The 17,541-nt window shown below is 71.0% G+C and carries 19 protein-coding genes; 14 read left to right on the top strand and 5 right to left on the bottom strand.

The genetic code is table 11. From position 1 onward, the window contains the following. Positions 1 to 8 precede the first annotated feature (8 nt). Positions 9 to 1,448, bottom strand: a complete 1,440-nt coding sequence (locus Hbl1158_RS13720) for an amidase family protein (RefSeq protein WP_234297814.1) — start codon at positions 1,446 to 1,448, stop codon at positions 9 to 11. A gap of 175 nt (positions 1,449 to 1,623) precedes the next feature. On the opposite strand from Hbl1158_RS13720, the gene Hbl1158_RS13715 reads away from it, so the two are divergent. After that, positions 1,624 to 3,735: a hydantoinase/oxoprolinase family protein gene (locus tag Hbl1158_RS13715; RefSeq protein ID WP_234297813.1), complete on the top strand. Its 2,112-nt coding sequence runs from the start codon at positions 1,624 to 1,626 to the stop codon at positions 3,733 to 3,735. Continuing rightward, the gene (locus tag Hbl1158_RS13710) at positions 3,732 to 5,525 is read left to right on the top strand and encodes a hydantoinase B/oxoprolinase family protein (protein WP_234297812.1); all 1,794 of its coding nucleotides are present in this window, start codon (positions 3,732 to 3,734) and stop codon (positions 5,523 to 5,525) included. Before Hbl1158_RS13715 ends, Hbl1158_RS13710 begins: the two co-directional genes overlap by 4 nt. 199 nt (positions 5,526 to 5,724) lie before the next feature. Here Hbl1158_RS13710 and Hbl1158_RS13705 read toward each other — a convergent pair whose 3' ends face one another. Continuing rightward, positions 5,725 to 5,940: a HalOD1 output domain-containing protein gene (locus tag Hbl1158_RS13705; RefSeq protein WP_234297811.1), complete on the bottom strand. Its 216-nt coding sequence runs from the start codon at positions 5,938 to 5,940 to the stop codon at positions 5,725 to 5,727. Then, positions 5,937 to 7,313: a response regulator gene (locus Hbl1158_RS13700; RefSeq protein WP_234297810.1), complete on the bottom strand. Its 1,377-nt coding sequence runs from the start codon at positions 7,311 to 7,313 to the stop codon at positions 5,937 to 5,939. The genes Hbl1158_RS13705 and Hbl1158_RS13700 overlap by 4 nt, the downstream gene beginning before the upstream one ends. Positions 7,314 to 7,406: 93 nt before the next feature. Here Hbl1158_RS13700 and Hbl1158_RS13695 point away from each other — a divergent pair, with 93 nt between their 5' ends. From Hbl1158_RS13695 to yqeC, 5 genes are all read left to right on the top strand, one after another. Then, complete coding sequence (locus Hbl1158_RS13695; protein ID WP_234297809.1) at positions 7,407 to 8,084, top strand: winged helix-turn-helix domain-containing protein; 678 nt, start codon at positions 7,407 to 7,409, stop codon at positions 8,082 to 8,084. Between the two features lie 140 nt (positions 8,085 to 8,224). After that, the gene (locus tag Hbl1158_RS13690) at positions 8,225 to 9,247 is read left to right on the top strand and encodes a PAS domain-containing sensor histidine kinase (protein WP_234297808.1); all 1,023 of its coding nucleotides are present in this window, start codon (positions 8,225 to 8,227) and stop codon (positions 9,245 to 9,247) included. A gap of 93 nt (positions 9,248 to 9,340) precedes the next feature. Continuing rightward, positions 9,341 to 9,862 (top strand): redoxin domain-containing protein, encoded by a 522-nt coding sequence (locus Hbl1158_RS13685; RefSeq protein WP_234297807.1) that lies wholly within the window; start codon positions 9,341 to 9,343, stop codon positions 9,860 to 9,862. A 111-nt stretch (positions 9,863 to 9,973) separates the two neighbouring features. Continuing rightward, positions 9,974 to 10,444 (top strand): hypothetical protein, encoded by a 471-nt coding sequence (locus Hbl1158_RS13680; RefSeq protein WP_234297806.1) that lies wholly within the window; start codon positions 9,974 to 9,976, stop codon positions 10,442 to 10,444. Beyond that, positions 10,441 to 11,199, top strand: coding sequence for a selenium cofactor biosynthesis protein YqeC (gene yqeC, locus Hbl1158_RS13675; RefSeq protein WP_234297805.1), 759 nt, complete (start codon positions 10,441 to 10,443; stop codon positions 11,197 to 11,199). Before Hbl1158_RS13680 ends, yqeC begins: the two co-directional genes overlap by 4 nt. A 3-nt stretch (positions 11,200 to 11,202) precedes the next feature. Here the strand turns inward: yqeC and Hbl1158_RS13670 are convergent, their stop codons facing one another. Beyond that, complete coding sequence (locus Hbl1158_RS13670; RefSeq protein WP_234297804.1) at positions 11,203 to 11,874, bottom strand: molybdenum cofactor guanylyltransferase; 672 nt, start codon at positions 11,872 to 11,874, stop codon at positions 11,203 to 11,205. A gap of 227 nt (positions 11,875 to 12,101) precedes the next feature. On the opposite strand from Hbl1158_RS13670, the gene Hbl1158_RS13665 reads away from it, so the two are divergent. The 7 genes from Hbl1158_RS13665 (at position 12,102) to Hbl1158_RS13635 (ending at position 16,264) form a co-directional block, all read left to right on the top strand. Further along, a complete protein-coding gene (locus Hbl1158_RS13665; RefSeq protein ID WP_234297803.1) occupies positions 12,102 to 13,865 on the top strand; it encodes an aldehyde ferredoxin oxidoreductase C-terminal domain-containing protein in 1,764 nt (587 codons plus the stop codon). A 1-nt stretch (position 13,866) separates the two neighbouring features. Beyond that, a complete protein-coding gene (locus Hbl1158_RS13660; RefSeq protein ID WP_234297802.1) occupies positions 13,867 to 14,817 on the top strand; it encodes a hypothetical protein in 951 nt (316 codons plus the stop codon). Positions 14,818 to 14,868: 51 nt separating this feature from the next. Beyond that, positions 14,869 to 15,135: a hypothetical protein gene (locus Hbl1158_RS13655; protein ID WP_234297801.1), complete on the top strand. Its 267-nt coding sequence runs from the start codon at positions 14,869 to 14,871 to the stop codon at positions 15,133 to 15,135. A 98-nt stretch (positions 15,136 to 15,233) separates the two neighbouring features. Further along, positions 15,234 to 15,371, top strand: coding sequence for a hypothetical protein (locus tag Hbl1158_RS13650; RefSeq protein WP_234297800.1), 138 nt, complete (start codon positions 15,234 to 15,236; stop codon positions 15,369 to 15,371). Next, entirely contained in the window at positions 15,371 to 15,718 is a 348-nt protein-coding gene (locus Hbl1158_RS13645) for a hypothetical protein (protein ID WP_234297799.1), read from the top strand. The genes Hbl1158_RS13650 and Hbl1158_RS13645 overlap by 1 nt, the downstream gene beginning before the upstream one ends. A 118-nt stretch (positions 15,719 to 15,836) precedes the next feature. After that, positions 15,837 to 15,998, top strand: coding sequence for a hypothetical protein (locus tag Hbl1158_RS13640; protein WP_234297798.1), 162 nt, complete (start codon positions 15,837 to 15,839; stop codon positions 15,996 to 15,998). A 107-nt stretch (positions 15,999 to 16,105) separates the two neighbouring features. Then, entirely contained in the window at positions 16,106 to 16,264 is a 159-nt protein-coding gene (locus Hbl1158_RS13635; RefSeq protein ID WP_234297797.1) for a hypothetical protein, read from the top strand. A 62-nt stretch (positions 16,265 to 16,326) separates the two neighbouring features. Here the strand turns inward: Hbl1158_RS13635 and Hbl1158_RS13630 are convergent, their stop codons facing one another. Beyond that, positions 16,327 to 17,520 carry a Dyp-type peroxidase gene (locus Hbl1158_RS13630; protein ID WP_234297796.1) on the bottom strand — a complete coding sequence of 398 codons (1,194 nt, stop codon included), beginning with the start codon at positions 17,518 to 17,520 and terminating at the stop codon, positions 16,327 to 16,329. Positions 17,521 to 17,541: the final 21 nt, after the last annotated feature.

The raw sequence follows: 17,541 nt of genomic DNA, 5'->3' as shown, positions 1-17,541 counted from the left end.
TCGGACCCCTACTCGAGTTCGGACTCCGACTCGAGGCTCGCCCCGAGGCGCGCGAGGGTCGGCTCGTCGAACCAGTCGGCGACGAGCTGGAGTCCGACCGGTCGGCCGTCGACGGCCCCCGCCGGAACCGACAGCGCGGGGGTGCCGGCGAGGTTGAACGGGCCGGTGTGGGCGATCGTGTCCATCACGTCCTCGGTGGTGGTCACCTGCCCGAAGTCCGGGGCCGTCGTCCTCGTCGTCGGCAGCGCCAGCGCGTCGACGTCCTCGAGGGCCCGGTCGACCGCCTCGGTGAACCGAGTACGGACGTTCTGTGCGCCGACGTACGCCCGGCCCTCGGTGGCCTCGTACAGCGCCTCGAAGGTGACCGCGCTGTCGACGACGCCCTCGCCCAGCGCGTCCCAGTCGAGGTCCGCCGCCGCCGCCCGCCACGGGTCCGCGTAGCCGGTGCCGCTCCCCCGGACGAGGCCGCGGTTCGCCAGCAACGAGGCGAACTCGCAGTTCGCGACCGCGACGACGACCGCCGCCATCTCGTCGAAGCGCGGGAGGGACACGCGGGTCGTCTCGACGCCGTCGGCCGCCAGTTCCTCGAGCGCCGCAGTCACCCGGTCTCGGACGCCGTCGTCGGCACCGGCCATCGCCTCGTCGACGACGCCGACGGTCAGCCCGTCGACCGGGTTGCCGACCGCCTCGCGGGTGTCGGCCGTCGGGCGGGCCGCGCGCGAGGAGAGGTCGCGCGGGTCCGGTCCCGCGATCGCGTCGTACACCCGAAACGCCGTCGACACGGACGACGCGAGGGGTCCGACGTGGTCGAGCGACGGCGCGAGGTCGCCGAAGCCGAACCGCGGGACCGTCCGGTGAGTCGGCTTCAGGCCGACCACGCCGCAGTAGGAGGCGGGGATCCGGATACTTCCGCCCGTGTCGCTCCCCAGCGCGGCGTCAGCGAGGTCCGCCGCGACGGCCGCCCCGCTGCCGCTGGAGGAGCCGCCCGGGACGCCGTCGTCGGTCGCCGGATTCCTCGTCGGCCCGTGCGCGCACGTCTCGCCGGTCGTCGTCAGCGCGAACTCGTCCATGTTGGTGGTGCCGAGGAGCCGCGCGCCCGCCGCGTCGAGCCGTCGGACCACGGTCGCGTCGTACTCCGGGGTGAAGTCGACGCCGGCGGATCCGCAGGTCATCGGCACCCCCGCGACGGCCATGTTGTCCTTCACGGCGACGCGAAGGTCCGCCAGCGGTCCGTCGCCTCTCTCGCCGTCGACGCGATAGCGGAAGGCGTTGTACTCGTCGTCGCCGGCGGCGTACTCGCGGGGCTCGCGGTCGTCCGTCGCCGGTTCGAACGAGCCGGCCATCGCGGCGGCGTCGCTCGCGTCGGCGGCGTAGCTCGCGATCTCCGTCGCGTCGAGTGCGACTCCCAGGCGATCGGCCGCGATCTCGACGTGGCGTTCGTCGACCATGTGACGTGTGACCGTACGGACACACCGACGTATCAGTATCGCTCCGACCACGGGCCAGTATCGCTCCGACCACGGGCCAGTATCGCTCCGGCTCCTGGCGGCCGCCCGACCGGGAGCGCGTCGATCGGTCGTCCGGGAGGCGAACGCATACAACCGTCCCCCCGTACCCTCGGGTATGACCGACGACCACACGCCGACGGGCACGCGCGTCGGCGTCGACGTGGGCGGCACGTTCACGGACCTCGTGACGGTCCGCGACGGCCGCGTCCGCGTCGACAAGACGCCGTCGACCCCGGAGTCCCCCGACGAGGGCGTCGTCACCGGCCTGCACGGCCTCGACGCGCCGCTCGACTCGGTCGAGTTCCTCGGCCACGGGACGACCGTCGCGACGAACGCCGTGCTGGAGGGCGAGTGGGCCGACACGGCCCTCCTGACGACTGAGGGCTTTCGCGACGCAGTCGAGATCGGCCGCCAGACGCGCCCCGACATCTACGACTTCGACGCGACCAAGCCCGAACCGGTGGTGCCCCGCGACCGCCGCTTCGAGGTGCCCGAACGGGTGGACGAGCGCGGAGCGATCGTCCGCGACCTCGACGAGGACGTCGTCCGCGACCTCGCCGGCGACCTCCGCGAGTCGGGGGTGGAGAGCCTCGCCGTCTCCCTCCTCTTCTCCTTCGAGCACCCGGACCACGAGCGTCGCGTCCGCGAGATCCTCCGCGAGGAGGGCGTCGACGCCAGCGTCTCGCTCTCCTCGGAGGTGCTCCCGGAGATCCGCGAGTACGAGCGCACCCTCACGACCGCGATGAACGCCGCGCTCAAGCCCGTGATGGACGCGTACCTCGGCTCCCTGTCGGCGGCCGTCGGCGACTTCGGGATCGACGTGCCGCTGCGGGTGATGGGGTCGAACGGCGGGCTGATGGCGAGCGACGCCGCCCGCGAGCGCCCGGTCGACACCCTCCTCTCGGGGCCGGCGGCGGGCGTGCGCGGCGCGACCCACGTCGCCGGCCGCCGCGGCGTCGACGACCTGATCACGATGGACATGGGCGGCACCTCCTGCGACGTGAGCCTCGTCCGCGACGGCGACCCGCTCGTGACGACCGACACCGAGGTGGGCGACTACCCCGTCTCGGTGCCGACCGTGGACATCCACACCGTCGGCGCGGGCGGCGGCTCCATCGGCTACGTCGACACGGGGGGTGCACTCCGGGTCGGGCCGCGCTCGGCGGGAGCCGAGCCGGGACCCGTCTGCTACAACCGCGGCGGGACCGAGCCGACCGTCACCGACGCCCATCTCGTGCTCGGCCGGATCGACCCCTCGGGGTTCCTCCCGGACGCGCTCGGCCGCGACGCCGACGCCGTCCGCGACGCGTTCGCCCCGCTGGCGGAGGCCGTCGCCGGCGACCCCGACGCGACGGCGGCGGCGGCCCGCGGCGTGCTCAGGGTCGCGAACGCGAACATGCGCCGGGCGCTTCGCGTCGTCAGCGTCGAGCGCGGCTACGACCCCCGCGAGTTCGCGCTCGTCGCCTTCGGCGGCGCGGGGCCGCTGCACGCGACCGCCCTCGCGGAGGCGCTGGACGTTCCCGAGGTGATCGTCCCGCGTGCCGCGGGCGTCCTCTCGGCGCTGGGGCTGCTCATCAGCGACGTGGTGTACGACTACTCGACTTCGATGGTGCGCCGGCTGGACGACGTGGATCCTGCGGCCCTCCGTGACGCCTACGAGTCGTTCGAGGCGGAGGGCCGGACGGAACTGCGCGACGCCGGTCGCACGGACGACGAGATGGCCTTCGAGCGCACGCTCGACCTGCGGTACGCCGGGCAGTCGTTCGACCTCTCCGTGCCCGTCGAGGGCGCGGTCGACGGCGAGGCACTCGACGCCGTCGGCGAGCGCTTCCACGCGGCACACGAGCGCCGGTACGGCCACGCCTCGCCGGGGGAGCCGGTGGAGCTGGTCACGGTGCGACTGCGAGCGCGCGGGCTGGTCGAGCCGCCGGACCTGGCCGCCGAGGACCGCGCCGGCGACCCGGACGACGCGATCCGGGAGACGCGGCGGGTCGGCTTCCCGACCGCCGGCGGCGACGGCGGTGCTGCCGACGGCAACCGCGACGACGCCGGCACCGCCCGCGACACGCCGGTGTACGACCGCGGCCGGCTCCCCACGGACGCGACGGTCGACGGGCCGGCGGTCGTCGAGGGGAGCGAGAGCACGGTCGTCGTCCACCCGGACCAGCGCGCCCGCGTCGACGGCGACGCGAACCTCGTCGTCGAGACCGGGGGTGCGGGCGAATGACCGACCGAGGCGAGAGCGCCGCCGGCGGCGACGCCGACGGCTCCGGGACCGCGGTCGACTCGGTCACCCTCGAGGTGATCCGCAACGGCTGCGAGGCGGTCGCCGAGGAGATGAACGCGACCCTGGTGCGGACGGGCTACTCGCCGAACATCAAGGAGCGGCGCGACTGCTCGACGGCGCTGTTCGACGCCGCGGGCGAGATGATCGCGCAGGCGGAGACGATGCCGGTCCACCTCGGCGCGATGCCGTACTCCGTCGCCGCCGCGGTCGAGGCGTTCCCGGCGGAGACGCTCTCGCCCGGCGACTCCGTCCTCCTCAACGACCCGTTCCGGGGCGGCGCACACCTCCCGGACCTGACGCTGGTGACGCCGATACACGACGCCGCAGGCGACGAGGTGATCGCCTTCGCCGCCAACCGCGCGCACCACGCCGACATCGGCGGCTCCACGGCCGGCTCGGTGGCAGCTGATTCAACCGAGATCTACCAGGAGGGCCTGCGCATCCCGCCGGTGAAGTTCGAGGAAGGGACCGGGGAGGTCGCCGACGACGGCACGCCGGAGGGCGAGGTGCGCGAGGACGTGCTGTCGATGATCCTCGCCAACGTCAGGACTCCGGAGGAGCGCCGCGGCGACCTCCGCGCGCAGGTGGCCGCGAACGCGACCGGCCGACGGCGGTTCCGCGAGCTCGCGGCCGAACACGGCGCGGATCTGGAGCCGGCCTTAGAGGAGATCAAGAACTACTCCGAGCGCCGGATGCGCGCCGAGATCGCCGCGGTGCCGGACGGCACCTACGAGTTCGCCGACGCGCTCGACGACGACGGCCGCGGCACCGAGGACCTCGCGATCGAGGTCGCGCTCACCGTCGACGGCGACGAGGTGACCGTCGACTTCACCGGGACGGCCGAGCAGACCGAGGGGCCGATCAACGCCGTGCTCGCCGTCACCGCGTCGGCGACGTACTACGCCGTCCGCTGCGTCACCGACCCGGACATCCCGCCGAACCACGGCTGCTATCGCCCGATCGAGATCGTCGCGCCCGAGGGGACCATCGTGAACCCGCGGCCGCCCGCCGCCGTGGTCGGCGGCAACCTGGAGACCAGCCAGCGCGTCACCGACGCGGTGCTCGGCGCGCTCGCGACGGCCGCCCCCGACGCGGTCGCGGCCGCGGGCCAGGGGACGATGAACAACGTCACGCTCGGCGGGACGGACCCTCGGGAGGAGGAGCCGACGCCGTACGCGTTCTACGAGACGCAGGGGGGCGGCTTCGGCGGCCGCGCCGGCGGCGACGGCATGGACGGGGTCCACGTCCACATGAGCAACACGCTGAACACCCCCGCGGAGGTGCTGGAGACGGCCTACCCGCTCCGGATCGAACGGTACGAACTCCGGCCTGACTCCGGCGGCGCGGGCGAACACCGCGGCGGCCTCGGCCTCCGTCGCGATGTCCGCGTCCGCGACCACACCGCCCGGCTCAGCCTGCTCGCCGAGCGCCACGAGTCGCGCCCGTACGGCCTCGCCGGCGGCGGCGAGGGCGCGAACGGTGCCGCATACCTGGTGGATGACGCGGGCGACGAGATCGAGAAACTGCCCGCGAAACACACCCGCGACCTGCCGGCGGGCACAGTCGTCAGCGTTCGCACTCCCGGGGGCGGCGGCTACGGCGACCCCGCCGACCGCGACGCAGCGGCCGTCGAACGGGATCTCGGCCTCGGGAAGCTGACCCCGGACGCCGCGCGCGAGCGGTACGGCTACGAGGTAGCCGACGACGACACGGCGACCGACGACGACTGACCCGCCGGCGCGGGTCGTGTTCGAGTGGGCTGTCGGGGCGAACCCATCCGACTACGGATGACACTCCTCGTCCGGATGCGGGTGGGGTGAAACGGGGCTTCCGCGGTCGGACTGTCGAAGCGGTACCGTTCACTCCCGTCCGCTATCGTCGACAGAACCCCGGACTACCATGGCGGGATGGATTTACCTCGTTGGAACGTCACTCGGTCTGCTCCCGCAGTTCCACGTCCCCGTCCCGGACGACGACCCGGTAGTCGAGGTACTCGAACTCGACCCGGTCGACTCCGGATTCGACCGCCGCCTGCACCGCCTCCACGTCGATCTGCTCGCCCAGCAGGGGCAACTCCCGGATCGCTCGTCCGTCCCGGTCGGCGACCGACGAGACGATCTCATAGAGCAGGTCGTCCCGGGTCATCGCGCGGTATCGACGCCGGTGACCTCGAACCGCGCGCCGCCGCCGTCGGCGTCCGTGACGACGATCTCCCAGTCGTGCATGTCCACGATCCCCCGCACGATGGACAGTCCGTAGCCCGGGCCCTCTTCCGCCGTCGAAAATCCGGACTCGAACACCGCCTCGCGATGGTCGGGCGGGATGCCGACCCCGTCGTCCTCCACGTAGAAGCCGTCAGCCATCGTCCCGACCCGGACCGTCGCCGCCTCGCCGTGGTCGATCGCGTTCCAGAACAGGTTCTCGAAGAGCCGCCGCAACTGGCTCTCGTACGCCTCGAACGTCGCGTCGTCGCCCACGACGAGGTCGGTCTCCTCCGAGGAAACCGTCTCCCAGGCCCGGTCGGCGATGTCCGCCAGCGAGACCTCCGAGCGATCTAGTTCGTCCCCGCGAGCGACGTGAAGCAACTCGTCGATGAGGTTCCGCATCCGGTTGTGCGCCTGTGCAACCTGCTCGAGGTGTTGGAAATCCCCCGTCTCCTGTGCCAACTGGAGGTTTCCCTCGGCGATACTGAGCGGGTTCCGAAGGTCGTGGGAGACGGTGCTCGCGAACGACTCCAGTAGCTCGTTCCGGTACTGTAACTCCTGCTGTTGCTCCCTCTTGTCGGTGATGTCCCGAGAGTGGACGAACAGGAGGGAGTCGACCGGATGAATGCGGATCTCCGCCCAGTAGCCGCGTTGTTCGAACTCGACCTCGAACTCCACCCGCTCGCCGGTCTCTCTCGCTTCCCGGAACCGGTCGTACACGCACGTCTCGGCGGCCTGGGGGAAGACGTCCCAGAACTCCTGCCCGATGACCTCCTCTGGGGAGTGCCCCGTCCGGTCCGAGATCTGCTGGTTCCAATACGTGATCGTCCAGTCCTCGTCGAGGGTGTAGAACCCGTCCGTCTGTTCGTACAGTTGGATGAGACGGTCCCGGGCGATCTTCGCTCGCCGTTCGGACCGATGGCGGTCGACGAGGTTCTGCACGCGGTTCGCGAGGAGTTTGTACGCATCGCTCCCGCCCTTCTGGAGGTACTCGGTGGCGGTGAACTGGGTCACCTCCGAGGCGACCTCCTCGCTTCCCTTCCCGGTAAACAGGACGAACGGGAGATTCGGGTACTCCTCGCGGATGACTTCGAGGAAGGCGATGCCGTCCATCGGCAGCATCTCGTAGTCGCTGACGACACAGTCCACGGGTTCGTCCGCTATCGTCTCGACCGCCTTTCGGGGATCGGTCTCCGATGACACCTCGAACGGTTCGTCCAACCGCTCCAAGTACGCTTCCACGAGTTCGCTGAACCGAGGTTCGTCATCGACCTGAAGGACGTGGATAGTCCGTTCGCCCGAACCCTCGTTCATGGCCGTGTGATCCAGAGTCGGTTTGATAACCTTTTGGTACGAGAATGGTACTCCTCGCCACTTTCAACCGTCGCGCTGACATAAACTGGCAAAATGGGCGATTCAAATGATAGCAATTCTACAACATCCTATATTAATAGTTCTAAATATCGGATTAATGTACTGAAACACCTCGCAGAGGCGGGAAAGGCGACCCCGACGGACATCGCCGAGAGCGTAGACAACCCTCGACCGCACGTCTCTCGCGCCCTCTCGGAACTCCAGGAGCGGGGAGTAGTCGAACTGCTGGTGCCGGAGGGACGGACCGTCGGCAGGTACTACGGGCTCACGGAGAAGGGCGAAGAGGCGTGGCCCGAGTTGGAGGACCAGCTCCGAACCGTCGAGTGGTCCATCGAGGAGCCGACCGACCCGACGATGCGGTCCGTCCTCGAACTCATACGGGGAGAGTTCGACGACCGATTACGCGTCGTCGGCGTGTACGACGGTGAGGAGATCAAGCTGGTACACGCTGACCCCGACGTCCTGTCGAGGTACTCCGACGAGGAGTTCGAGGAGGGGCTTCGGACTATCGTCCTGGATCACTCGTTGGGCGAGTTCGATGTGCCGAGACACGACTGCTGGTCGGAGGTCCTCCACTTCGACGACTTCACCGTGCTGAGCATCGTCGTCTCTGAGGGACTTCGACTCTTCGTCTCCTTCGACAACGACCACGACGTGCTCGTCCCCGAATTCGCCGAATCAGTCGTATCGGAGTTCGAAACCGCGGAATAACCGAGAGACGGAGATCGCTCGTCCCGGATCGACCGGCCGACACGTCCGCGTTCGTTCGATGTTTCGTACCACTCTAGTTCGATATCCCGTACCACTCTAGTACCAAATATTCATGTGAGATCGCCGTGTAGACTTCATCGATGACTGGGGGCCTCCCGCCGGCGTTCGAAGACCTAGAGGAAAGTGTCCTCCTGTTCGATGCGGACGGGAGTCCGTTCGATCAGAACGCCGCGGCTGAACGGTTTCTCGGGTACTCCACCGAGGACATCGGGGACTACACGCTCGAAACGCTCGTCTCGGGGGAGGCGAACAGTTCGGCCGCGGAGGTCCGGCGTCAGTTGGAACGGGCAGCGGACGGAGAGAGCGTTTCCTTCGAGTGGCAGATCCGGCGGGCGAACGGGGAGCACCGCTGGGTCTTGGCGATGTTGAGCCCGTCGGAGCTGTCGGGCGGCGGCGTGCTCGCAGAGATCCGTGACCTGACGAGGTACAAGGCGCAGGACCGTCGTCTCCAGTTGCTCTATCGCGTCCTCCGGCACAACCTCCGGAACGACATGAACGTCATTCGGGGGCACGCCTCGAACCTGGAACGGGCCATCGAGAGTGACGATCACGAGAGGCAAATCGAGGTGATACGGCGGACGGCCGAGCGGGTCGGGGGGTTCAGCGAGTCGGTCGAGAACCTCGAACGCCTCGTGGAGCAGGACGCGACCGAGCGGTACCGGACGAACGCGGCCGAACTGCTGATGGACGTTACGGAGGAGATCAGCGAGGAGTATCCCGACGCTTCCATCGAGACCGAGCTTGAGGACGGGATTCCGGTAAGCGTCGACGAGGGGTTCCGACTCGCGCTCGAACACACGCTGAGTAACGCGCTCGAGCACAACGACGCCGACGATCCCGTCGTTCGAGTGATCGCGACGACGGACCACAGCGGGTCGTACGTGATCGTCCGGGTCGTCGACAACGGGCCGGGGATCCCGGAGGTCGAACTGCGGGCGCTCGAGGGACAGAATTCCGACGTGGAGCACGGACAGGGACTCGGGCTCTGGCTCATCAAACAGTGTACCGAGTCGCTCGGGGGGTCCGTCTCCTTCGAGGAGAACGACCCGACCGGGACGGCCGTGGTACTGAAGATCCCCCGCATTCGTCTGACGGAGGAGTGACTCGAGAGCACGCGATACGGCCGGGACGAGCGGGAGACAACTGACCCGCCGCGGCACGAAGGACTTTGCCGCCGCCGGCACACCACGCGGGTAATGCTCGAGGAAGGAGACGAGGCACCCGAGGTCACGGCCCCAATGGCGACACCCGACGCGGCGCGAGAGACGGAGCGCGGCAGCTACACGAGCGACGACGTGAGCGAGTTCTCGCTTTCGGACGCCCTCGCCGACGGACCGGTCGTGCTCGCGTTCTACCCCGGGATCTACTCGCGCACCTGCACCCGGGAGCTGTGTGAACTCCGCGACTGGAAGGCGGATCTGGCCGACACCGACGCGCCGCTGTACGGCGTCAGCGTCGACTCGCCGTGGTCGCTACTGGCGTTCATCGACGAGTACGACATCGGGTACCCGCTCGTGTCGGGGTTCAACAACGACGTGATCGCGGAGTTCGGCGTCAGGCGCGAGGAGTCGATCATGCGCGGGATCGCGAACCGCGCGGTGTTCGTGGTCGCCCCCGACGGCACGGTGACCTACACCTGGCACGCGACCGAGCCGCTGACGTTCCCCGACACCGACGAGGTGGAGGCGGCGGTGGCGTCGGCGGTCGGCTCCGAGTAATCGCGGCGGCGTCGTCCCCGGTATCGTCGCTCCTGGCGTCGCTGTCGGCGGTGTCGGCGGCGGCGACGCGCCGGCGGAAGCTTTGTTACCCGCGGCCGAGAGCCCCCGACGATGCCCTCCAGTACGCACGACGCCGGGAGCCTCGGCCGACAGATCGCGTTCGCGCTGGCGGCCGCGGTCGTCGCCGGCGTCGCCGGCATGGCACCGGCGTTGGTCCCGACGCTCGTCGGCATCTCGTCGGCCACGGTCTGGCTGATATCGGCGGCGGGAGCCGTCTCGACGCTCGTCTCGGTCGCCGTCGCCGCCGCCGCCGGGGCGACCGCGGAGACCGGCGGCGACGCGACCGCGGCGGTCGCGCGCGCCGCGGCCGTGTTCGCCGGCGTCGGCCTCGTGGCGTTCGCCGTCGCGACGGTGCTGTTCGGCCTGCTCGTCCCGGACGGGAGCGTCGGGCCGGTCGGGGTGGCGGTCGCGGGCGTCGTCGAGCGGACGGTGCCGTTCGTCGCCGGCGGCGTCGCCGGCGCGGCCGTCTCGGCGGCCCGGGGCGCAAGCTACTCGGCGTCCGCGACGAACGACCGGGTATGACCATCGACCCCGAGGACGCCCTCCCGACGGAGGGACTCGTCTGCGTCGTCGGCGCGGGCGGCAAGAAGACGACGCTGTACGCGCTCGCGAACCGGCTCGACCGCGCGGTCGTCACGGCGACGGTGCGCATCCCGATCTTCGACGACCACGTCGCGCGCGTCGCCGTCGACGCCGACCCGGTCGCCGCGCTGGAGCGCCACGCCGCGGACGCCGACCTCGGGGTCGACTGGCCGCTCGGACTCGTCCCCGAACGCGAGCGCGACGACCGCTATCTCGGCTACGATCTGTCGGGCGTCGCCGAGGTCGCCGACGCCCACGACGGCCCGGTGCTCGTGAAGGCCGACGGCGCGCGGATGCGCGAGTTCAAAGCGCCCGACGACCGCGAGCCGCAGGTCCCCGCAAGCGCCGACGCGGTCGTCCCCGTCGCCTCCGCGCACGTCGTCGGCGAACCGCTGACCGACGCGCGGGTGCACCGACCCGAGCGCGTCGCCGCGATCGCGGGCATCGACGAGGGCGACCGGGTGACCGCCGAGGCGGTCGGTCGGGTGCTCGCCTCCCACGAGGGGGGGCTGAAGGGCGTGCCCGCTGACGCCGAGGCGGTCGCGCTCGTGAACAAGGTCGACGACGCCGACGACGAGGCGGTCGCCCGCGAGATCGCGGCGGCGGCGTTCGCGGCCGACGACGCCGGTCGGATCGACCGGGTGGTGCTCGCGGCGCTCGGGAAGGAGCGCGTCGTCGACGTGATCGAGGCCTAGGAGCTACCGGGACGCGAACGTCTCCGCGGCCGCCTCGAACTCCTCGCGGGTGTTGAGGTTCTCGAAGCTCCGGTCGTCGACGCCGAGGTCCGCCAACGCGTCGTCGTCGAGCACCGCGTACTCGAGGTCGAACAGCGGCGCGATGATCTTCCGGTCGCCCCTGGCGAGTGCGGCGTCGCAGGCGTCGGCCATCGGTCCCGCGCGGTAGGCCGCGTGGGTCGTCTGGAACCACTCGCCGTCGACGCGAGGGACCGCCGCGTCGTACCCCTCCTCGAGTCGGTCGAACAGGGCACCGACGAGTGCCGGGTCGACGAACGGCATGTCGCAGGCGACGACGAAGGCGGCGGCGTCCGCGCCGGCCGCGTCGCCGTCGCCGTCCCCGTCGCCGGCCCATCGCTCCACCCCGCGAAGCGCGGTCCGTATCCCGGCCATCGGTCCCTCGTCCGGGTCGGGGTCCTCGGCGTAGCGGACGGGGTTCGGATAGCCGACCATCGCCTCCTCGATGGCCGCCCGCTGGTCGGCCCGGCAGTTGACGACCAGTCGGTCGGTCGCGTCCGCGAGGCGGTCGGCGACGCGGCGGATCATCGGCGTGCCGGCCAGGTCGGCGACGGCCTTGTCGCGGTCGCCGAAGCGGGTCGACCGCCCGCCGGCGACGACGGCGGCGTAGCGTGTCACGCCCGGAGGTGGATCGCCGCGGGTGAAAACGCCTGCGGGGCGGTCGTCGCCGGACAGCGGACTCGGACAGACGACGGGAACAGCCACGCTCGAGCCGGTCGAGACGCCGGGACGCCGGGATGCCGAGACGCCCGCGGCCGTCGCGTCAGCGAGTCAACCAGCCGGCGAGCCAGCGCGACTCGCCCCCTGGCAAACCCTTATCGGCGTCGACCGTTTCCACGGTGACGATGACACGGACCCGGGTACTCCGCGTCGACCTCTCGGCCGGGACCGTCGCGTTCGAACCGATCCCCGCGGAGTGGCGTCGCCGCTATCTCGGCGGAAAGGGACTCGGCGCGCGGTACCTGTACGAGGAGCTGTCGCCCGGGGCCGACCCGCGCGGTCCCGAGAACCTCCTCGGGTTCATGCTCGGTCCGCTGTCGGGGGCGCTCCCCGGCGAGTCGAGATACGCCGCGGTGACGAAGTCCCCGCTGACGGGGGCGTTCCTCGACTCCTACTCCGGGGGGACGTTCCCCGACCGGCTCGCGGGCTCGCTGGCCGACTGTCTCGGCGTGCTCGTGACCGGCGCGGCCGAGGAGCCGACGGCGCTGGTCGTCGGCGACGGCGACCCCCGACTCGAACCGGCGGGCGACCTCGCGGACGCTGACACCGTCGCCACCGCGGAGGCGTACCCCGACGCGGCGGTCGCGTGCGTCGGCCCCGCCGGCGAGTCGGGGGTCGCGTACGCGACGATCGCCTCCGACGCCGGCGACCACCACGCCGGCCGCGGCGGCGCGGGGGCGGTGATGGGCTCGAAGAACCTCAAGGCGGTCGTCGCCCGCGGCGACCCGCCGGCCGTGCCCGACGCGCTCGCCGACCTCCACGAGGAGTACGAGGCGGCGTTCGCGGACGACGACGCCGGCAGGTGGCAGACCGCCGGCGAGACGCTGGAGTCGATCGACTTCGCCGCCGAGGTGGGCGTGTTGCCCGCGAACGGCTGGCGCGACACGGCCGCCGCGGTCGACGGTATCGGGATCGAGGCGGCCGCCGAGGCCGCCGACGGGCGCGAGCACCCCGAAGACGACGTGCCCGGCGGCTTCCGCGTGGAGACCGACGACGGCGAGACGGTGCCCCGCGGGGCCGCCCCGATGACGCTCGGCGCGGGGCTGGGGATGGACGACTTCGACGCGGTCGCGGCGCTGGGCGAGGCGTGCGACCGCCTCGGCGTCGACGTGATCACCGCCGGCAACGCCGTCGCGTGGGCCGTGCGCGCCGACGAGGTCGAGTTCGACTTCGGCGACGAGGACGGCGCGCGCGGGCTGATCGAGCGGATCGCCCGCCGGGCGGACGGCGACGCGCTCGCGGACGCGCTCGCGGAGGGCGTCGACGCCGCCGCCGAGCGTCGCGGCGGCGACGACCTCGTGCCGACGGTGAAGTCGATGGAGCTGCCCGCCTACGACCCCCGCGGCGCGCTCGGGATGGCGCTCGCGTACGCGACCAGCGACCGCGGCGGCTGTCACCGCCGCGCGCGACCCATCGAGGAGGAGGTGTTCCGCGAGGACTGGGACACCGCCCGCCGGGTCGCCGCCGTCGTGGGCGCGCAGAACGCCCGCGCTGTGCTGTGGAGCCTCGTCGTCGACGACTTCGCCGGCGAGACGCTGTGGGGCGATCTGGGCGCGGAGTGGCTCGACGCGCTCGGCGTCGCCCACGACGACCTCGCCCGTACCGGAGAGCGGATCTGGACGCTCGTGCGGCTGTTCAACGCCCGCGAGGGGTTCGACCGCGCGGACGACGAGCTCCCGCCGCGGTTCGCCGACCCGCTGCCCGAGGGCGACGCCCCCGCGGCGGGCCGCGCCGTCGACCCCGCGGCGTTCGCGCGCCTGCTCGACGCCTACTACGCCGCCCGCGAGTGGGACGACGACGGCCTCCCGACGCCCGAGCGGTGCCGATCGCTGGACCTGCCGACCGACGTGCTCGACGGACACCCCGAGCCCTCACGGGCCGACGACTGACATGCCCGACAAGATCGACCTCGACGAACTGGACGTACAGCCCGACGACGAGGAGCGACCGAACCGCGGCGACTGGTTCTGGGGCGACGACTCCGAGAGCGACGACCTCGACGCCGACGGAACTCCCGACGACTCCGAGCGCGACGACCTCGACGCCGGCGAGGACGCCGACTCGGTTGGCGATACCGCCGCCGACGCCGCTGATGCCATCGATGCCGCCGACACCGCCGACACCGCCGACACCGCCGGCAGCGACGCCGGCACAGACGGCTGGCGTTCGGGCGCGGCCCGCGCCGACGAGCTGGGCGCGGACGAACCCGACCCGCCGGAGTACGACGACGACCTCGGCGCGGACCTGGAGTCGTCGACGCCGCGGGTCCCGTACGCCGACGACGACAGGCCCGTCGGTATTCCCCGCGAGGGCGGGGGCGGGGGCGGCGTCCCCGCCGACGCGCGCGAGTCCGAGACCCAAGAGCAGCCGGAGGCGACCGGCCCGCACGGCGAGACAAAAAGCGAGATGACGATGGCGGTGTCGTACGCCGCGATCCGGTCGCTCGCGAACCTCCACGCCGCCCTGGCCGACGCCGAGACGTGGACCGACTACGTCGGCATCGTCGGCGACGTGGACGCTCACGTGATCAACAAGTTCCAACGCGACAACAAGCTGGACCTGGACTTCTTCAACGGGACCGGCACCGGCCCGGGCGAGCGCCTGGAGGAGGTCGGTCCGAACTCGATGTTCTACGCCGACCGGATGGTGCTGGTCGGCGTCGAGTCGAACGGTGAGCGCGCGTGGGCCGAGCGAGCCGGGTGGGAGTTCGTTCCGCTGGCGGAGGCCGCGGAGGCCTCGGGCTGGGCGCTCGCCGACGATGTCGACGACGCGGACGCCGACGCGCCGGAGTCGACTGCCGACGGCGACGCCGACGACACCGTCGACGGCGACGGTGACTGACCGCACGGGATCGCAGGTACATTTTTGACGCGGGCCGTGCGTGATACCCCTATGGGACTTCGAACCGCCGTTTCGCAAAGCTGGGTGCTGACAACCATGGCGACCGCGTTCGCGCTGTGGGCCGGCTACCACGCCGTCCAGGCGTTCGCCCTCAGCGAGAACATCTGGGCGTTCGACGGCTCGTACGTCGGGACCAACGCCGTCGGCGGCCTCGTCGGCGTGGCCGTGCTCGTCGCGTTCGTGGCGCTGCTGTTCGTCCTCCTGGGCGAACTCGGCGAGTCCGACCCCAGCCCGGAGGCCTGGCCGCCCGAGGAGTGAGTGCCCGTCGAGCGGAACCGATCCCGTGACGAGGCGGGAACCGCCGCCGCGTCGCCGCGAGGGACAAGGCTAACAGCCGGGATACCCTGTACCCGCCCATGCAGTACGAGTGCGTCGACTGCGGAACGATGACCCGAATCGGTCCCGTCTCCGGCGACGTGCGACGGGAGTGTCCGGTGTGTGAGGTCGTGACCGAGTGGGAACCCGCGTTCGAGGGCGAGGGGGTGTCGTTCTGATGGCCGTCTCCTTCGAGCCGAGCGACCGCCTCCGCGAGGCCGCGGGTGAGTGGGCCGACCAGCGCATGATGGAGGACGAGCGGGCGCTGGAGGTGAAGGTCGAACAGGCGCTGTTGGAGATCGAACACCTCGTCTCCGGCGGCACGGAGGTCACCTTCGAACTCGAGGACGGCGGCGAGCGCGTCCGGTTCTCGCCCAGCGACGACCTCGAGACGTTTCTCGAGCGGCAGGCCGAGGAGTCCGGGCTGTCGGTCGAACGGCTGCTGCGACTGCACGTCGACCTGTTCGCGAACGTGTTCCTCGACGAGGACGCCGAGCGGCCGCCGAACGCGCCGCCGACCGAGTGACGGCCCGCACCCGCGCGGCCACGATGTCGCGCGAACGCCTTCGCCGGTTCCCGATCGTCGGGAACCACCCTGCCCCGGTTTTTCACCGTCTGCCGTAGGATCACGTGGGTGAAGACGGATGTCGGCAACCACGACCGAGCCGCTCGCTCGATTGGACGAGATCGGAATCGAGACTGAGGCGATCGTCGGCGCTCTCCTCGCGGCGGGGATCGTCGGGCACGTCGCGCTCGGCGTCGCGGCGCTCACGTTCCTCGCGGGGGTTCTCCCGGCGCTACTGTGAGAACGATCCGCACGTGACCGGTCGGCACGTTCACCGGCCGACACGACGACGCGGTATCAGGTCGCATCGGGACAACAGTTAACTTCTCGAATCCTGTTTCCGGACACATGGCAACGGAGGACACCGGCTGGCGACCGAAGGGCGCAGTAGAGGAGTACAAGGGGCACGAGGTCTGGGAGTACGAGAGCGGCCCGCACGAGGAGAACCGTCGCGAGAGCGAGGGCGAGGTCGATATCGACGGCGCTGTCGCCGAGGACGACGAGTAGCAACCGAGCGACCGGCTCCGTCGGACCGTCCCGTCGCACCGCTCGCGCTTTTTTCCCGCCGATCAGGTGATCGTGAGCGGGAACGCTCGCTTCTCCCGCGGCGGGACGACGAAGTTTGCCCGCGACTGGGTACTGATGAAGTTGAGGATCCCGTTGTTCTCGCGGTCGGTGATGTCCGGGTGGTCGTCACGGAGGTACCAGCCGTTCATCGACTTCCGCGTCCGCCGGAAGTGCGCGAGCTTGCGCTGGTAGCTGAGGAAGTGGACGCCCGTCCGGCCGTGGTCGACGGTGTTGAAGTCGCGTCGGAGCATGAGCGGCTCGCCGTCTCGGCGGACGCGCGCGACCTTCTCGTGGTGGCCGACGCTGCCGTGGTCGCGAGCGTGTTCGCGCACCGCGTCGGCGAACGGCACGTCCGTCCCGAGGTCCGCCACGTCCTCGCCGGTGAAGTCGGGCGAGAACATCTTCCCGATCCGGCTCTCCTCGTCGAAGGAGAACCAGTTCGGAAGGTCGAACGTGATGTGCGAGAGGTGCGCTGTGGTGCCGCCGGCCAGCGGGCCGTCCTCGATGGCGACGCGGTCCTCGCTCGCCTGCGACCCTTCCCGGCCCGAAAAGAACCCCGAGAACATCGGTGCATCCGCCTCCAGCCCCTCCACGTCGACGTGCTCGGCGGGGAGCCCCTCGCCGAGGAACCCCGTGCGACGGTCGCGGCGGCGGAACACGCCCTCCAGCGTGTGCTCGACCGGTTCGCCGTTCAGATCGTCGCGCGACCCGAACAGCGCGCTCTCGGCGGCCGGGAGGTGCGACTCCACGTCGGACTCCAGCACGAGCATCGCGTCGAAGCGCTGGAGGTCCTCGTCGTCGGTGCGGGTGAGGACCTCGGGGTGCTCGATGGGGACACGCCCGAGCGCGTCGTTGTCGTCGAAGTACTTCGACCCCCACGCGAGGGCGTGAAACAGTCCGTCGGGGGCCCAGTCGTACGCCGCCTCGAGGGACCGGAGCGCGCGCTCGACGGTCTCGGCGGCCTCCCCGGAGGGGTCGCGCTTCAGATCCAACAGGAGGATGCGTCTGTGGCGCGCCTGGAGCTCGTTTCCGTCGGCGTCGCGTCGGAGCCGGTCGTTCTGCGCGAACTGTCTGCTCGGGACCGAGTGCGGGTTGGCGTCGAGCGGGAGCCCGGGCGGCGCGCCGGTCGTACAGCCGGCGACGCCGATCCCGGCCGCGACCGCGAGCCTCCCCAGCATGCTCCGTCGGGACGGCATTCTAACACGTATCACGGCTCA

It is taken from the genome of Halobaculum sp. CBA1158, from assembly GCF_021431925.1.
Taxonomy (GTDB): Archaea; Halobacteriota; Halobacteria; order Halobacteriales; family Haloferacaceae; genus Halobaculum.
The sequence above is the reverse complement of the archived record's forward strand: the minus strand, read 5'-3'. Positions and strand labels throughout refer to the sequence as shown.

Coding starts and splice junctions, on each gene's coding strand:
- Hbl1158_RS13720 (WP_234297814.1), bottom strand. CDS start 1,448: ATGGTCGACGAACGCCACGTCGAGATCGCGGCCGATCGCCTGGGAGTC.
- Hbl1158_RS13715 (WP_234297813.1), top strand. CDS start 1,624: ATGACCGACGACCACACGCCGACGGGCACGCGCGTCGGCGTCGACGTG.
- Hbl1158_RS13710 (WP_234297812.1), top strand. CDS start 3,732: ATGACCGACCGAGGCGAGAGCGCCGCCGGCGGCGACGCCGACGGCTCC.
- Hbl1158_RS13705 (WP_234297811.1), bottom strand. CDS start 5,940: ATGACCCGGGACGACCTGCTCTATGAGATCGTCTCGTCGGTCGCCGAC.
- Hbl1158_RS13700 (WP_234297810.1), bottom strand. CDS start 7,313: ATGAACGAGGGTTCGGGCGAACGGACTATCCACGTCCTTCAGGTCGAT.
- Hbl1158_RS13695 (WP_234297809.1), top strand. CDS start 7,407: ATGGGCGATTCAAATGATAGCAATTCTACAACATCCTATATTAATAGT.
- Hbl1158_RS13690 (WP_234297808.1), top strand. CDS start 8,225: ATGACTGGGGGCCTCCCGCCGGCGTTCGAAGACCTAGAGGAAAGTGTC.
- Hbl1158_RS13685 (WP_234297807.1), top strand. CDS start 9,341: ATGCTCGAGGAAGGAGACGAGGCACCCGAGGTCACGGCCCCAATGGCG.
- Hbl1158_RS13680 (WP_234297806.1), top strand. CDS start 9,974: ATGCCCTCCAGTACGCACGACGCCGGGAGCCTCGGCCGACAGATCGCG.
- yqeC (WP_234297805.1), top strand. CDS start 10,441: ATGACCATCGACCCCGAGGACGCCCTCCCGACGGAGGGACTCGTCTGC.
- Hbl1158_RS13665 (WP_234297803.1), top strand. CDS start 12,102: ATGACACGGACCCGGGTACTCCGCGTCGACCTCTCGGCCGGGACCGTC.
- Hbl1158_RS13660 (WP_234297802.1), top strand. CDS start 13,867: ATGCCCGACAAGATCGACCTCGACGAACTGGACGTACAGCCCGACGAC.
- Hbl1158_RS13655 (WP_234297801.1), top strand. CDS start 14,869: ATGGGACTTCGAACCGCCGTTTCGCAAAGCTGGGTGCTGACAACCATG.
- Hbl1158_RS13650 (WP_234297800.1), top strand. CDS start 15,234: ATGCAGTACGAGTGCGTCGACTGCGGAACGATGACCCGAATCGGTCCC.
- Hbl1158_RS13645 (WP_234297799.1), top strand. CDS start 15,371: ATGGCCGTCTCCTTCGAGCCGAGCGACCGCCTCCGCGAGGCCGCGGGT.
- Hbl1158_RS13640 (WP_234297798.1), top strand. CDS start 15,837: ATGTCGGCAACCACGACCGAGCCGCTCGCTCGATTGGACGAGATCGGA.
- Hbl1158_RS13635 (WP_234297797.1), top strand. CDS start 16,106: ATGGCAACGGAGGACACCGGCTGGCGACCGAAGGGCGCAGTAGAGGAG.
- Hbl1158_RS13630 (WP_234297796.1), bottom strand. CDS start 17,520: ATGCCGTCCCGACGGAGCATGCTGGGGAGGCTCGCGGTCGCGGCCGGG.